This window comes from Microbacterium sp. 1.5R (assembly GCF_001889265.1).
Taxonomy (GTDB): domain Bacteria; phylum Actinomycetota; class Actinomycetes; order Actinomycetales; family Microbacteriaceae; genus Microbacterium.
On the sequence record NZ_CP018151.1, the window covers coordinates 2,144,580 to 2,159,729 of the forward strand.

A 15,150-nucleotide genomic window follows, 5' to 3' on the forward strand; every position below is an offset into this window, starting at 1 on the left:
CGCGGCGTCGTACATCTCGAGTCCGTATCGCCCGTCCGCGTCTGCTCCGCCCAGACTCCGCGCAGAGCATCGGAGGGCACGTTATCTGCGCCAGGCGAAATAGCCCGTCACCGAAGGCGAAGGTATATCAGTGCGACCCTGTGCGATGTAGTGCGTCTCGACGGCAAGGACCTGGCCACTGTCCGTGGCGACGAGCAGGTACTCCTCGTACGAGGGGTCCTCTTCGTGTGCAGCCGAGAACGCGATCGCATCACGGCCCAGTCGGTCAGTCACGGCCCCGACGACTTTGAGATTCTCCTCATGCGCGAAGTACTCGAGCACCGTGGCTTCCTCTGCCGACGAGAGCTGACGCTGCCGCATGAGATCCGCGACCGAGTTGATGATCAGGGCAGCATCCGGAAGCTCGGTGGTCTCATACGCCTTGGCGAAGTATGCGGGGATCTGGTCGCTCTCTGATGGCAGTGGTTCTGTGAACCGCAGTTCCGGGCTGCCCGCTGGCCACTCTTCCTCGGACATGAGCTCACCGACAGCAGGGACGCCCTCGGTCACCGGTTGGCCGTCGGCGTCGACGGACGGACCTGCCTTGACGACCTGGTGCACTGCGCCGTCGGGCTGAACGGTGATGTCGTAATCCAGGTTCACCACATTCGCGCTCTGGCGCTCGCCGTCTGACATCACGACGAGCGACCACGCCAGAGCCGAGATCTTCGTGACCTCGGGGTCGGGTGTCGAACTCTCGGCACCGAGCATCACCTTCTGACTCAGGTCCATGAGCAGTTCCTCGCGCGGCTGGGGAACCGGAGATACATCGAGCAGAGGCGGAGTCGCTGCATATGTCGGAGCAGTCGGAAAGAACAGCGTCAGCCCGAGGGCGACGACAGCCCCGGCCGCGGCAGTGGCGGCCAACAGCGACATCAGCCTGCCGCTCACTGGTCGCGCCGTACGTCTAGCTGGCCTGGCGTGTCTGGCGTGCCTGGCGCGTCTAGTCCGGCGGAGATCCTGGGCGGTGAGCTGTCCTGCGGAAAGCAGCTCAGCCAGCTCTTTCTCCGCCCGAGCAGTGAGCGGCAGAGTTCGATGCCCGCTCTCGGGGCGCGCTGCACGAATTCTTCGTTCAAACTCGTCCATCGCTGATCGCCTCCTCGTCATGAATGTCTTGTTCGCGTGGAAGCAGATGTCTGAATCGCTCGCGAGCACGCATCAGACGAATCCGCACTGCGATCGCACTGATGCCGAGAATCGCTGCGATCTCGACTCGCGAGAGTTCCTCCCAATAGGCCATGTACAAGAGCTCGCGGTCGGCCTCCGGCAACCTGCGAAGAGCTCGTCGCACCTCGATGGCGTCGTCCGCCGCTGACCCGAAACTGTCATCCACGGTGAGGATCGGACCGGCGTCGGAGACGAAAGAGCCGAGGCGTCCTTGACGCCGGTACTCGTTGCCGATCACGTTGCGAAGAGTCGTATACAACCACGGCAGGGTTATCGCTGCGCCATCGTCATGCCGAGCCCAAGCGACGCGGAACACCTCGGCCGTCACGTCTTCGGCGTCGGCAGTCCCGCCGAGACGCTGCTGAGCCACGGTCAAGATCAACCGATAGTGCTTCCGATAGAAATCCGGGAACTGATCCAACCGCGTGCCCCCTTCCGCAGCTCTCCTGAACCATCTATTTCCGCACACGGCCGATGTGTTTCACATTCTGTTACGGATCTTCGGGCGGGTGGAATATATCCGTTTCTTGGAAACGAACGCCATCACTTCGGAAACAACCCATGTAGCGGGGAACTCCGCGTTCTGGTTCGGAAGGAATGACAATGAAGACATCACTTGAAGTCAGAAGAGGTCGCAGAAGAATCGCCATGACTCTGATCGCACTGGCAGCTCCGCTGATCGCATTGTTCGGGTTCGCGGCGCCTGCCAGCGCCGCCCCGAGCTACTGCAGTCTCGGCAGGGCCTGCGTCTGGGACGATCCGGACTTCAACACGAACGGCAGCTATGCGGGCGTGCTGTGGTTCGAGTACTACGTCACGCCGATGTCGAGCTACAACTACGCCGGAACCTCAGTGAACGCTGGCAACACAGCAGACTCATGGTTCAACAACGGTCGGTACTCGGTCGCGTGTTTCTACGACACCGCCACCGGCGGTTACGGCGGGTCCTCGGTCTGCCTCAACACGAACCAGGGCGACGGCAACATTGAGAACAGCTCCGGAATCGTCCAGGGTCTTGCCTGGGACCCCAACGCCGCAAAGTTCGTCTGACTATCATGAGGCGACCCAGGCAGGTCATACTCGCTCGCCGGGCCGTCGGCACCATCGTCGTGGCCGCCACCGTCAGCGTGGCGGCCGCGTGTGCGCCCGCCGCCACGGATCAGCACCCAAACGCCTTGTATACAGAGGGCAAGGACATCGCTCGATGGAGGCTCCCCTTGGATCCCTATCTCCTCTCAGATCTGCAGTTAACGAAGGCGGCATACGCCGCAGCGCTCACCGTCAATGACTGCCTCGCCGACAAAGGGATCGACGATCCCGTTCCATACGTGGACATCGACGCCGCGTATGGCTCCGACGTCACAGTTCGGAAATGGTTCGATCTGAAGATCGCTCAGACGCACGGCTACCACGAGCCTTCGCAGCAGCGCCCCGCCGGCCTCGAGGCGTGGGACGACTTCCAGCGTCAAGCGTCGACGCCGTCCGAGGACGAGGCGTTCTTGGCGTGTCGTGACGACCCTGCCACCGTCAGCCCTGGATACAGCAACACCCTGATGAACTTCACATCGGGTCTGGCCGCCGCGGCGTATTCCGGAGCGAGCAAGGACCCCGCTGTTCTCGAGTCCGCTGCCGCGTGGAACGCCTGCATGGCCGATGTGGGCATCGAAGACCTCCCGTTGACCCCGATCGAGATGCCCAGCGAGTCCGTTCGTCAGCGCCTTGGGCTGGGCGCGAGCATCGACGGCCCCATCACGGAGCCCACCGGTGAAGAGATCGACCTGGCGACCACCGACGCCGAGTGCCGAGACTCGTCGGGCTTCACCAAAGCGTTCTACGACGCTCTGTGGACCCGGGAGAGCTCGATGCTTGAAGACAACGAAGCGGCACTCGTGGACGCCGGCGCCGAGATCGAGAGCATAACGTCGGAGATCGACGACATCATCGCGGAGTCGCGAGCACGATGACGCGCGTCGGTGAGAGTACGTCCTTGGAGGATCTCCTCAGCCCTGCCGGGCCCACAGACCCCCTTCGGCCAGATGGGCGCACTCTTGGTCGAAGGGCACCTGGCCGACGCGCGATGCTGGTGATGGTTGTCGCGGTTACCAGTGCGGCTCTGCTTGCTGGCGGATGGGCGGTCGCGTCGGCGTTCCGCTCCCCCAGCCAGATCGCCAGTGACGCCGCAGCGCCGCCGCCTTCAGGGATCACAGCGCCCGTGGAACAAGGAATCCTCGCCGAGACCCTGACGGTGCAGGGTGAGGTGCGGGCAGGTGATCAGACGTCGACCAGTCTGGCTGCCCCTGGAGAGGGCGGTGTTGCAGTCGTGACCGACGCGCCTGTTGCGATCGGCTCTCAGGTCTCGGCCGGCCAGGTGCTCCTCGAGATCAACGCCCAGCCGACCTTCGCCCTACCTGGCGCGTTTCCGTTCTTCCGCGATCTGCGCACCGGCGACACCGGGCGCGACGTCGAGCAGCTGCAGCACGCGTTGACCGCCGCCGGATACTCCACGACGGCAGATGGGATCTTCGGCCCGGGAACAGAGCGTTCACTCACCAGCCTCTACGCCGACCATGGCTACAAGGTCCCCCTAGAAGCGGCAATCGCAGCCGAGGACAGCTCTGTTGTGGCCAAGGAAGCCCCGGCGCCCTCGCAAGAGCCCGCTACTCCCTCGGACTCCGCCACCCCGGGAGTCCAGCCGGTCCCAGTAGCCCCGTCGGTGCCTGTCGCTCCAACAGTGCCGAAGATGCAAGCCGTCGCCAGGTCGAGCGCGTTCGTGGTGACCTCGGCTCTACCAGCTGCTGTCGTCGCGGCGCCAGGTGTCGGTTCGCTGCCCGATGATGCAGCGGTCGTCTTCGCCCAAGGATCTCCCATCGCCTCAGCTACCGTGATCGCAGCCACCGCGGCCCAGCTCGAAGTCGGCTTCGAGGCGAAAGCGACGATCGCAGGGACCGAAGTCCACCTCGTCCTGCAGAACATCGGAGTGGCCGACGAGGAAGGTCTGGTTCCGATCACCTTCGTGACAGCCGACTCTGGCGACCCTGGCACTGCACCCATCCCGGACTCGTCCGTCGGAGAGAAGCCCGTACTCGTGGTGACCCGCAGCGTGGTCGCGAGGGATGCTCTCCTCGTTCCGAGTCGTGCTGTCGCCTCCCGCGGCTCGAGTCGATACGTTCTGCGCCAAAACTCCGACGGTGATTTCCAGGAGGTGCCGGTAAAGGAGATCGGCGAGCTGAACGGCCTCAGCGCCATTGAGATCCTGAACGACGAGAAGCTGAAGCCAGGCGAACAAGTGAGAGTCCAGTAGTGCCCGGGCTGACCCTTCGAGATATCACCAAGCGCTACGGCACCCGCCAGTCTTCAGTAGACGCGCTGCGCGGCGTCGACCTGGAGATCCCTCAAGGCAGCTACATCGCCATCCTGGGTGAATCGGGTAGTGGCAAGTCGACACTGCTCAACATCCTTGGGCTGCTCGATGCTCCGTCGACGGGAAATTACCTGATCGATAGTCAGGACGTTGCCGCACTGAAAGAACGCGCAGCATGCGCCCACCGCTCTGAGACATTCGCTTTCGTCTTCCAGGCCTTCCACCTCCTCGACCGCCGATCAGTCGTCGAGAACGTGGAACTGTCGATGCACTATCGCGGTGTAGACGCCACCAGGATGAGGACGCGAGCCCTTGCGGCGCTCGCTGACGTGGGAATCCCAGACCTTGCCGATGCGAAGCCACGCCAGCTGTCCGGCGGACAACGTCAACGCGTAGCGATCGCTCGGGCGCTCGCGTCCGGGGCGCCCATCATCGTGGCAGATGAGCCCACAGGCAACCTTGACTCGAGCACCACTGAAGCGGTCATGACGAGCTTCGAGAACCTCCGTCATCATGGCGCGACGCTGGTCCTCGTAACCCACTCGGAACAGATCGCCCAGCATGCTGACCGACAGATCCATGTCGTGGACGGCAAAGTTCAGGAGCGCACCGAAGATGGCTGCACCGAGAGACTTCCTCTCATCAGGCCCCGCGAAGAACCCAAAACGCCGGGGAAGGCGTCCACTGTGCGGCCAGCAGCTGCAGTCAGAGACGCCGCTGCGAACATGCTGAGCCGCCCCGGGCGCGCTGCCGGACTCATCGCAGCGATCGCGGTCGCTGCGACCCTGTTCGTGGCGACCCTGGGACTTTCAGCCACAGCACAGCAGCAAGTCTCCGAGAGCTTCGATGCCGTCAAGAGTCGCGACGTCACCGCTACCGTCTCCGGCGATGGCGTCTCAGCGACGATCGAAACCGGCATCCCGGATGCTGCTAGGTCCTTGGCGGAACTGAATGGCTCAGCCTCCGTGGCCATCCTCGAGGATCTCGGCACGGCGAGCGTGCGCGTGGGCGCCCCACGCGATGCAGTGGACACATCCACATACGCGAGCTACGGAGACATCAGGACTGCGCTACGCCTCGACATCGACTGGACGGATGCGCCAGTGGCGTCGCTCGCTTCGAACCAGGTGCTCGTCGGTGAGTATCTGGCCGAGGGCATCGGGATGGCCCCGGTCGATCTGGCTCCGACCATCGAGATCGCCGGCCGGACCCTCGTCGTCGTGGGAGTTATCACTGATTCTCCTCGCGCGCCCGGTCTGCTCGGCAAGGCCGTGATCGGAGGCGGCGAGAGCCCTGAGAGCGCGAACCTTCCGACGAGCACGGTTACGGCCTATGTCGTCACCGAACTTGGTGCCGCTGCAAGCATTGCGGAGGAAGCGCCGCTGGTGCTCGACCCTGTTCAGCCGGAACGCGTCGATGTCGCATCCCCCCCGCCAGCGGACTCACTGCGCGCGAACGTGGAGGCGAGCGTCGCGCTGAGTCTGGCGTTGCTTACGATCGTGACCGGACTCGCTGCTGCGGCCTCAGTGACGATCGCCACCCTCTCGGCCGTCGCCGAACGACGCAACGAGATCGGACTACGGCGTGCGATCGGAGCGCGCAAGAGCCACATCGCGACGATGCTGCTGCTCGAATCCTTGCTTATCGGATTGTTCGGCAGTCTCCTCGGCATCGTCACTGGGATGGCCGCAGTACTCGCTGTGACGATCGCGCAGAGATGGACACCGGTCTTCGACCCCGTCCTCGCTCTCGCCGCCCTCGGAGCTGGAATCGCCATCGCCGCTCTCGGCGCGATCGCTGGAGCAGTTCGCGCCAACCGCATTGTTCCCGCAGACGCACTGCGGTCGTGATCGCGACGGCGAGCTGGACATACGTGAACGATCCGATCGGCGTCTCCGACCGCCGAATGAGATAGGCCTCGTTGGCGCGGGTCCTCCCGGAACCGAATGCCGTGGGCCAGCATGCGCGCGTGCTGCTGCTCGAAATCATCGGTCTCGAGAGAGAACGCGACGTCGCCAGCGGCTTGGCGGCCAGCTCGCAGGGGTTCCCGCACCATGCCGTCATCGCACGATCAGGAGTTGCCGGGTCTCTGATCGGCAGTGCCGGTCCACTCGAACGATGCCGAATGCTGAGAGCCCCGTAGCTGATGCTGCGGGGCTCTCGTGCGCGCGGGGGGGCGGATTCCGTCGACGCTAGACCAGGCTCTTGGTGTGCTCGACGGTCTACGTGTTTCCAGGCTCGGTCAGGTCACCCGTGGCCATGCAGAGCTGCATCGCCGGAAGCACGACGTCGACGATCAGGTCAGCGATCTCGACCGCGAGCTCTCGGCGCCCCCTCCCGCTCGCATCGAGCGACCACCAACGGTCCTGGCCGTCGATGAGTTGCCCTGCTCGCACCTCCCAGAACTCTCCTATGCGCCCGTATCCGACGTTCGGCGACGGCTTCGCCGGATAGTTTCGCTCCGCGCGCACCTGGTTCCAGAAGGCTTTCGGGATCACCTGCGCGTTGATCGTCAACCTCGACCGACTGCTCGTACTCGCAGTCGACGTCTGAATACCGACCTGAGCGAACCAGTCGGCATCGGGGAACACGAACGTCCGCTCCGTACCTCGAAATCCCGCCGCCCGCAGAATCGGCGCGACATCTTCTCGCAGCATCGAACGCAGCTGCTCTTGCGCAGTAACCATCGCTGAGGTCACGACTCAAATCAGACGAGGCTCTTGGTGTGCCAGACGGTCTTGACCTCGGTGAAGGCGCCGATGCGCTCCGGAGACGCGGTGACCGCGCCGGGAGTCAGCACGCGCTTGAGCGTCTCGGCGGCGGCGATCTGCATGTCGATCCACTCGAGATCGCCGGCACCGGCCAGATCGAGCGCATTGACGTCCTGGTGCGAGGCGAGCCAGGGCGCCATCTCGGCGGGAGACCCGGTGAGCACGTTGACGACGCCCCCGGGCACATCGCTCGTGGCGAGCACCTCAGCGAGGCTGATGGCCGACAGCGGGAACCGCTCGCTCGCGATCACGACGACCGTGTTGCCTGCGACGAGCGCAGGAGCCACGACCGAGACAAGACCGAGCAGCGCGGAGTCCTGCGGTGCGACGATCGCGACCACGCCGGTCGGCTCCGGCACCGAGATGTTGAAGTACGGACCCGAGACCGGGTTCGCGTTGCCCGCGACCTGCGCGTACTTGTCGCACCAGCCGGCGTACCAGACCCAGAGGTCGATCGCCTCGTCGACCTGCGCGGCGGCGGCGGACGTGGAGACGCCCTCCTGCGCGGCGATCTCGTCGATGAACTGCGCGCGGCGACCCTCGAGGACCTCGGCGACCCGGTACAGCACCTGCCCGCGGTTGTATGCGGTGGCGCCGGACCACCCCTTCACGGCGGCACGTGCGGCCACGACGGCATCCCGTGCGTCCTTGCGCGAGCCCTGGGCGGCGTTCGCGAGGAATGCCCCCTTCGCCGACAGCACCTCGTAGGTGCGGCCGGACTCGCTGCGCGGGAAGGCGCCGCCGATCGCCAGCTTGTAAGTCTTCGGAACGGTCAATCGCTTGCTCATGCGGAGGCCCCCTTCAGGTATGCGGTGAGACCCTGACGTCCGCCTTCACGGCCGTATCCGGACTCCTTGTAGCCGCCGAACGGACTCGACGGGTCGAATCGGTTGAACGTGTTCGCCCAGATGACACCGGCACGCAGACGGTCGGCGACCGCGAGGATGCGCGAGCCCTTGTCCGACCAGATGCCGGCGGAGAGGCCGTACGGCGTGTTGTTCGCCTTGGCGATCGCCTCGGCCGGCGTACGGAACGTCAGCACCGACAGGACGGGCCCGAAGACCTCGTCGCGGGCGATGCGATGCGACGCCTCGACACCGGTGAAGATCGTCGGAGCGAACCAGAACCCCTTGTCGGGGATCGCGCAGTCCGCGGTCCAGCGCTCTGCGCCCTCGGCCTCGCCGATGTCGCTCAGCTCACGGATGCGGGCGAGCTGTGCCGCCGAGTTGATCGCGCCGATGTCGGTGTTCTTGTCGAGCGGGTCGCCGAGGCGCAGCGTCGACAGGCGGCTCTTCAGGCGATCGATGACCTCGTCATGGATCGACTCCTGCACGAGCAGTCGGCTTCCGGCGCAGCACACATGCCCCTGATTGAAGAAGATGCCGTTCACGATGCCCTCGACGGCCTGGTCGATCGGCGCGTCATCGAACACGATGTTGGCGGCCTTGCCGCCGAGCTCGAGCGTGACCTTCTTGTCGGTTCCCGCGACGGCCCGTGCGATGTCGCGGCCGACACCGGTCGAACCCGTGAAGGCGACCTTGTCGACGTCGGGGTGACGCACGAGCGTGGCCCCCGTGGAACCGGCACCCGTGATGATGTTGACGACACCGGCCGGCAGATCCGCCTGCTGCAGGATCTCTGCGAAGATCAGCGCCGTCAGCGGCGTGGTCTCCGCAGGCTTGAGCACCACGGTGTTGCCTGCCGCCAGAGCAGGAGCGAGCTTCCACGCGAGCATCAGCAGCGGGAAGTTCCAGGGGATGATCTGCCCGGCCACGCCGAGCGCACGCGGGTTGGCGCCGAGTCCGGCGTAGTCGAGCTTGTCAGCCCACCCCGCGTAGTAGAAGAACCAGGAGGCGACGAGAGGCACGTCGACATCCCGGCTCTCCTTGATCGGCTTCCCGTTGTCGAGGCTCTCGGCGACCGCGAGCTCGCGAGCCCGCTCCTGCACGAGACGTGCGATGCGGAAGAGGTACTTGCCGCGATCGCGGCCGCTCATCTTCGACCAGGTCTTCTCGTAGGCGCGACGCGCGGCGGCGACCGCCCGGTCGACGTCCGCGTCGCTCGCCGAGGCGATCTCGGCGATGTGGCTCTCGTCAGCCGGCGAGATCGTCGCGAAGCTCGAGCCCGATCCGTCGACGAACTCGCCGTCGATGAACAGTCCGTAGCTGTCCTTGAGGTTGAGTACTGCCTTCGACTCCGGTGCCGGAGCGTATTCCAGGAATGACATATGCGGGCTCCTAGTCGATCGTGACGTAGTCGGGGCCGGAGTAGTGGCCGGTGGTGAGCTTCTGGCGCTGCAGCAGCACGTCGTTCAGCAGGCTCGAGGCGCCGAAGCGGAACAGGTGCGGCTGGAGCCATTCCTCCCCCACGGTCTCGGCGACCGTCACGAGGTACTTCACCGCATCCTTCGACGCGCGGATCCCGCCGGCGGGCTTGACGCCGATGCGCTCTCCCGTACCCCGGTGCCAGTCGCGCACCGTTTCGAGCATGAGCAGCGTCGTCGGCAGCGTCGCCGCCGGCTGCACCTTCCCGGTGGAGGTCTTGATGAAGTCGCCCCCGGCGAGGATGCCGAGCCACGATGCGCGCTTGATGTTGTCGTAGGTGTTGAGCTCGCCGGTCTCGAGGATCACCTTGAGCGAGGCGTATGAACCGTCGGCACGACGGCATGCCTCTTTCACCTGGGCGATCTGGTCGTACACGAGTCCGTATCGGCCCGAGAGGAACGCTCCTCGGTCGATGACCATGTCGATCTCGTCGGCGCCGGCCGCGACCGCTTCGGCGGTGTCGGCCAGCTTGATGGCCAGCGAAGAACGTCCGCTGGGGAACGCGGTGGCGACCGCGGCGACCGAGATGAGTCCGTCGTCCGGATCGCCGTGCAGAGCTCCGAGCGCCTCGACGGCGTCGCCGACCATGTCGCCGTACACGCAGACGGCGGCGACCCGGGGGGTCGTCGGGTCGGCGGCATCCGGATTCTTCGCCTTGGCGACCAGCGAGCGCACCTTGCCCGGCGTGTCGGAGCCTTCGAGGGTGGTGAGGTCGATCAGCTTGATGATCGTGTCGAGTGCCCAGGCCTTCGACGTGGTCTTGATCGAACGCGTGCCGAGTGCGGCCGCGCGCTGCTCCAGGCCGACGGCGTCGACCCCCGGGAGTCCGTGCAGGAACCGGCGGAGCGTGGCGTCATCCGGCTCACCGCCGAGAACGTCCACCGCCGATCTGCGGCTGAGTTCTTGGGTCGTCATCGTTCCTCCAACAATGCTCGTGCTGTGGTCTCATCTGTCACCAGAACGCTGCACAGGCCGCTGGTCACGACTGTGCGCGCGATGTCATGCTTGGCGTCACCGGCGGTGACGAAGATCGAGCGCTTCGCGGCGCGCAGGCGCCCGAGGTCGACTCCGACCGTCCGGGCGTCGAGCTGCGGGTCGACGATGTTGCCGTCGGCGTCGATGTACCGTCCGAGGACGTCGCCCACGGCACCACGGCGCGCGAGCTCTTCGACATCGGATGCCGAGAGGTAGCCGTTCTCGACATGCGCGGAGGTCGCATCGCAGGGCCCCGCGGTGAACAGGAACGCCTGCGCTTCGGCCGCTTCGACGAGGACGGCCGCGACGGTGCGGTCGGCTTCGATCGCCTGCTTGGTCTCGACGCGTTCGAGGATCGCCGGGCTCGGCAGGAGGGACACGTGTCCGGATGCACGCTGGGCGATGGTGACGGCGAGGCCCGCGGCTCCGCCCGAACGGCGGTTGAGGCTCACTCCCCCGTTGAGCTGCACGACGGTGACGCCGGTCGCCCATCCTTCGGGCAGCGACTCTGCGACGGCGCGCAGCGTACGCCCCCAGCTGACGCCGAGCGTGCGGGGCACCGGCCGCATCGCAGTGAGGTAGTCGGCCGCGGCCTGGGCGACCCGCTCGAGGGTCCCGTCATCGCCGTCCGGGGAGGGAACGACGACGGCAGCCGTGAGGCCATGGCGTTCGACGAGCTGGCGCTCGAGTCCGAGTCGGCGCGCACGCGGGTGCACGATCTCGATGCGGACGATGCCACGCTCTCTGGCCTGTGTGAGAAGGCGCCCCACCTTCCAGCGGGACAGCTTGAGGAGGGCGCCGATCTCGTCCTGCGTCTTGTCCTCGTCGTAGTACAGCTCGGCGACGCGGACCATGATCAGTTCTTCTTCCATGGCATCCTCCTTCCGTCTCCAGCATACGTCCGTGGCACCGTTCGCGCACCTTGATGCTCATATGAGCATTGACGCTTCCAGTGGTCGCACATTCGCCGGAGACGACGAAAGGACGCCGACCCTGAAGGGCCGACGTCCTCTCACCATGGAGATGCGATCACATGCGCTTGCGCGAGGTGAGCACCTGGTCGACGATGCCGTAGTCCAGCGCCTCAGCGGCGGACAGGATCTTGTCACGGTCGATGTCGCGGTTGACCTGCTCGACCGACTTGCCCGTGTGACGAGCCATGGTCTCCTCGAGCCAGGTGCGCATGCGCAGGATCTCGGCCGCCTGGATCTCGATGTCGGATGCCTGGCCGTGCCCCGCCTCGCCCATCGCCGGCTGGTGCATGAGCACACGGGCGTTGGGCAGAGCCAGGCGCTTGCCGGGGTGACCGCCTGCGAGCAGCACCGATGCGGCCGAAGCCGCCTGGCCGAGCACCACGGTCTGGATCTGCGGCGCGACGTACTGCATCGTGTCGTAGATCGCCGTCATCGCGGTGAACGAACCACCGGGCGAGTTGATGTACATGGTGATGTCACGCTCGGAGTCCTGGCTCTCGAGAACGAGCAGCTGCGCCATCACGTCGTCGGCCGACGCATCGTCGACCTGGACGCCGAGGAAGATCACTCGATCTTCGAACAGCTTGTTGTAGGGGTCCTGGCGCTTGAAGCCGTATGCCGTGCGCTCCTCGAACTGAGGAAGCACGTAGCGGCTGGAGGGCAGATCGCCGGCAGAGCGGAAGGTGGGTGCGTACATGAGAGTCCTTTCGCTTTCCGTTACTTGATGTCCTGGTCGGTTCCGCCGCCACCGATGACGTCGGTGGCCGAGTCGCGGATGTGATCGACGAAGCCGTACTCGAGCGCCTCGTCGGCGGTGAACCAGCGGTCGCGGTCACCGTCTTCGTTGATCTGCTCGACCGACTTGCCGGTCTGCGCCGCGGTGATCTCGGCGAGGCGGTTCTTCATCGAGGTGATCAGCTGCGCCTGCGTCTGGATGTCGCTCGACGTTCCGCCGAAGCCACCGTGCGGCTGGTGCAGCAGCACGCGGGCGTTGGGCGTGATGTAGCGCTTGCCCTTCGTGCCCGCGGTCAGCAGCAGCTGACCCATCGATGCGGCCATGCCGATGCCCACGGTGACGATGTCGTTCGGGACGAACTGCATCGTGTCGTAGATCGCCATGCCCGCGGTGATCGATCCACCGGGCGAGTTGATGTAGAGGTAGATGTCCTTCTCGGAGTCCTCTGCGGCGAGAAGGAGGATCTTCGCGCAGATCTCGTTCGCATTGTCGTCGCGCACCTCCGATCCCAGCCAGATGATGCGGTCTTTCAACAGTCGGTCGAAGACGCTCGTAGCGAGGAGGGGTTCTGCAGCCATGTCAGCTCCTGATTCCGTGTTTCAGTGATTCGAATCTACCGGCGACAACGCAGCGCTCAGGCCGTGTTCGCCGTCGGCATATCAGGCGTCGAGTTCCGCGATCTCGTGTGCGTACGCGGTCATCGAGCGGTGGTACCGCGGCAGGTGCGGCACGAGTGCGAGGAGAGCGACCGACAGGCCCCGCGCCGGGCGTCCGGAACTCGCCAGGATCAGCGCGTGGACCGTCGCCACGGCATCCCGGTAGGGGCCGTCCGCCGAGAGCTCCTCCTCCGCACGGATGACGGCGAGGGCATCGTCGTACTCGCCCAGATTGCGCAGTGAACTCGCCAGCTGGATCACGCACTGCGGGCGGTGCTCGTCGTCGAGACCCAGTGCGAGCGCACGCCGGTAGAGTTCGACTGCCTCGGCGGGGCGGCCGGCCGAATCACGTGCCCCGGCGCGCTCGAACTCCGCGCGGGCGTCATCGACGCCGCGCTCGGCGGCCAGCGCGTCGATCCGGGCGATCGTCTGGTCTCCGACCTCTTCGCCGGACGCGTCGTCCCACACCTCGTCGATGCGTTCGTCCCAGGTCTTCATGGTCTCCTCGTTCATCTGCTCTCCCCGCTGACGCGAAAGGGGCGGATGCCGCAGCATCCGCCCCTCATGAGATCGTGTCCGATCACTCCGCCTTGTCGGCAGCCTTCTTGGCCGGAGCCTTCTTGGCTGCGGGCTTCTTCGCGGCGGGCTTCTCAGCGGCCTCCGCGTCGTCGGCCTTCTTCGCGGGCGCCTTCTTCGCAGCGGGCTTCTTCGCGGCCGGCTTCTCAGCGGCGTCGGCGTCGTCGGCCTTCTTCGCGGCAGCCTTCTTCGCGGGAGCCTTCTTGGCCGGCTTCTCGTCGGCAGCCGTCTCGGACTCGGCCTCGTCGTCGGTCACGACGAAGTCGGACAGATCGACGGGCTTGCCGTTCGTGTCGACGACCTTGACCTTGCCCAGGGCGATCGCGAGGGCCTTGTTGCGGGCGACCTCTCCGACGAGCGCCGGAAGCTGGTTCGACGACTGCAGAGCCTCGACGAACTCCTGGGGAGCCATGCCGTACTGCGAGGCGGACTGGATGAGGTACTGCGAGAGCTCCTCCTGCGAGACCTGCACGTCAGCCTGCTCGGCGATCGTGTCGAGCAGAACCTGCGTGCGGAACTGCTTCTCGCTGGCCTCGGTGACCTCGGCGCGGTGCACGTCGTCCTCGAGGCGGTTCTCACCCTCGAGGTGGTTGTGCACCTCGTCCTCGATGAGCTTCGGCGGCACGGGGATCTCGATCTGCTCGAGCAGCGTCTCGACGAGCTTGTCGCGAGCCGCGGAACCCTGAGTGAATACGCCCTGCTGCGAGACGCGCTCGGCGAGGCTCGCGCGGAGCTCGGCGATCGTGTCGAACTCGCTCGCGATCTGCGCGAAGTCGTCATCGGCCTCGGGGAGCTCGCGCTCCTTGACCGCCTTGACGGTGACGGAGACCTCAGCCTCGGAGCCGGCGTGGTCGCCGCCCACGAGCGCAGAGCGGAACGTGGTGTCCTCACCGGCGGTGAGGGATTCGATCGCGTCGTCGATGCCCTCGAGCAGCTCACCCGAGCCGACCTCGTAGGAGACGCCCTCGGCGCGGTCGATCTCCGCACCGTCGATCGTGGCGACCAGGTCGAGCTCGACGAAGTCGCCCTTCGCGGCGGGACGGTCGACGGGAACGAGCGTTCCGAAGCGCGCGCGCAGGTTCTCGAGCTCTGCGTCGAGCGCGGCGTCATCGGCCTCGACAGCGTCGACCGTCAGGGTGATGCCGTCGAATGCCGGGACCTCGATCTCGGGACGCACGTCCACCTCGATGTCGACCAAGAGGTCGCCCGAGAAGTCCTTCTCGTTCGGCCACTGGGTGATGTCGGCGGCCGGACGTCCGACGACGCGGAGCTTGTGCTCGACGGTCGCGTCGCGGAAGAACTTGTCGAGGCCCTCGTTGACCGCGTGCTCGATGACCGCGCCACGACCGATGCGCTGATCGATGATCGGAGCGGGGACCTTGCCCTTGCGGAAGCCGGGGATCTGGACGTCCTGAGCGATGTGCTCGTAGGCGTGCGCGATGCTGGGCTTGAGGTCGTCAGGGGTGACCGTGATGCTGAGCTTGACCCGGGTCGGGGTCAGCTTCTCGACGGTGCTGTTCGCCATTCTGGTGTGCTCTCCTTGTGATTTCCGCGCTGAATCGCGGCTGTCA

At 65.7% G+C, this 15,150-nt stretch carries 15 protein-coding genes; 4 read left to right on the forward strand and 11 right to left on the reverse strand.

Annotated elements, in window-relative coordinates; all coding sequences use genetic code 11:
• Positions 1 to 81: 81 nt before the first annotated feature.
• Together BMW26_RS10240 and BMW26_RS10245 are read right to left on the reverse strand one after the other, a co-directional pair.
• Positions 82 to 771 carry a hypothetical protein gene (locus tag BMW26_RS10240; protein WP_198032316.1) on the reverse strand — a complete coding sequence of 230 codons (690 nt, stop codon included), beginning with the start codon at positions 769 to 771 and terminating at the stop codon, positions 82 to 84.
• Positions 772 to 1,111: 340 nt separating this feature from the next.
• Positions 1,112 to 1,627 (reverse strand): RNA polymerase sigma factor, encoded by a 516-nt coding sequence (locus BMW26_RS10245; protein WP_053096621.1) that lies wholly within the window; start codon positions 1,625 to 1,627, stop codon positions 1,112 to 1,114.
• 227 nt (positions 1,628 to 1,854) lie between these two features.
• Between BMW26_RS10245 and BMW26_RS10250 the strand changes: the two genes are divergently transcribed.
• From BMW26_RS10250 to BMW26_RS10265, 4 genes are all read left to right on the forward strand, one after another.
• A complete protein-coding gene (locus tag BMW26_RS10250; RefSeq protein WP_053096622.1) occupies positions 1,855 to 2,256 on the forward strand; it encodes a peptidase inhibitor family I36 protein in 402 nt (133 codons plus the stop codon).
• A gap of 5 nt (positions 2,257 to 2,261) precedes the next feature.
• The gene (locus BMW26_RS10255; RefSeq protein ID WP_232224448.1) at positions 2,262 to 3,170 is read left to right on the forward strand and encodes a hypothetical protein; all 909 of its coding nucleotides are present in this window, start codon (positions 2,262 to 2,264) and stop codon (positions 3,168 to 3,170) included.
• A gap of 113 nt (positions 3,171 to 3,283) precedes the next feature.
• A complete protein-coding gene (locus BMW26_RS10260) occupies positions 3,284 to 4,507 on the forward strand; it encodes a peptidoglycan-binding domain-containing protein (RefSeq protein ID WP_072591426.1) in 1,224 nt (407 codons plus the stop codon).
• Positions 4,507 to 6,417: an ABC transporter ATP-binding protein/permease gene (locus tag BMW26_RS10265; RefSeq protein WP_072591427.1), complete on the forward strand. Its 1,911-nt coding sequence runs from the start codon at positions 4,507 to 4,509 to the stop codon at positions 6,415 to 6,417. The genes BMW26_RS10260 and BMW26_RS10265 overlap by 1 nt, the downstream gene beginning before the upstream one ends.
• A 372-nt stretch (positions 6,418 to 6,789) precedes the next feature.
• On the opposite strand, the gene BMW26_RS10275 is transcribed toward BMW26_RS10265, so the two are convergent.
• From BMW26_RS10275 to tig, 9 genes are all read right to left on the reverse strand, one after another.
• Positions 6,790 to 7,266: a DUF4304 domain-containing protein gene (locus BMW26_RS10275; RefSeq protein WP_157557424.1), complete on the reverse strand. Its 477-nt coding sequence runs from the start codon at positions 7,264 to 7,266 to the stop codon at positions 6,790 to 6,792.
• 8 nt (positions 7,267 to 7,274) lie between these two features.
• Positions 7,275 to 8,126 (reverse strand): aldehyde dehydrogenase family protein, encoded by an 852-nt coding sequence (locus BMW26_RS10280; RefSeq protein ID WP_053096636.1) that lies wholly within the window; start codon positions 8,124 to 8,126, stop codon positions 7,275 to 7,277.
• Entirely contained in the window at positions 8,123 to 9,565 is a 1,443-nt protein-coding gene (locus BMW26_RS10285) for an aldehyde dehydrogenase family protein (RefSeq protein ID WP_053096638.1), read from the reverse strand. Before BMW26_RS10285 ends, BMW26_RS10280 begins: the two co-directional genes overlap by 4 nt.
• Positions 9,566 to 9,575: 10 nt before the next feature.
• A complete protein-coding gene (deoC, locus tag BMW26_RS10290; RefSeq protein WP_072591429.1) occupies positions 9,576 to 10,577 on the reverse strand; it encodes a deoxyribose-phosphate aldolase in 1,002 nt (333 codons plus the stop codon).
• Entirely contained in the window at positions 10,574 to 11,509 is a 936-nt protein-coding gene (locus BMW26_RS10295) for a sugar-binding transcriptional regulator (protein ID WP_056278928.1), read from the reverse strand. The genes deoC and BMW26_RS10295 overlap by 4 nt, the downstream gene beginning before the upstream one ends.
• Positions 11,510 to 11,666: 157 nt before the next feature.
• The gene (locus BMW26_RS10300; RefSeq protein ID WP_042540774.1) at positions 11,667 to 12,308 is read right to left on the reverse strand and encodes an ATP-dependent Clp protease proteolytic subunit; all 642 of its coding nucleotides are present in this window, start codon (positions 12,306 to 12,308) and stop codon (positions 11,667 to 11,669) included.
• A 20-nt stretch (positions 12,309 to 12,328) separates the two neighbouring features.
• Positions 12,329 to 12,925 carry an ATP-dependent Clp protease proteolytic subunit gene (locus BMW26_RS10305; RefSeq protein ID WP_053096644.1) on the reverse strand — a complete coding sequence of 199 codons (597 nt, stop codon included), beginning with the start codon at positions 12,923 to 12,925 and terminating at the stop codon, positions 12,329 to 12,331.
• A gap of 81 nt (positions 12,926 to 13,006) precedes the next feature.
• Positions 13,007 to 13,516 carry a tetratricopeptide repeat protein gene (locus BMW26_RS10310; protein ID WP_315985294.1) on the reverse strand — a complete coding sequence of 170 codons (510 nt, stop codon included), beginning with the start codon at positions 13,514 to 13,516 and terminating at the stop codon, positions 13,007 to 13,009.
• 67 nt (positions 13,517 to 13,583) lie between these two features.
• Positions 13,584 to 15,104: a trigger factor gene (gene tig, locus BMW26_RS10315; protein ID WP_056278929.1), complete on the reverse strand. Its 1,521-nt coding sequence runs from the start codon at positions 15,102 to 15,104 to the stop codon at positions 13,584 to 13,586.
• Between the last annotated feature and the right edge of the window lie 46 nt (positions 15,105 to 15,150).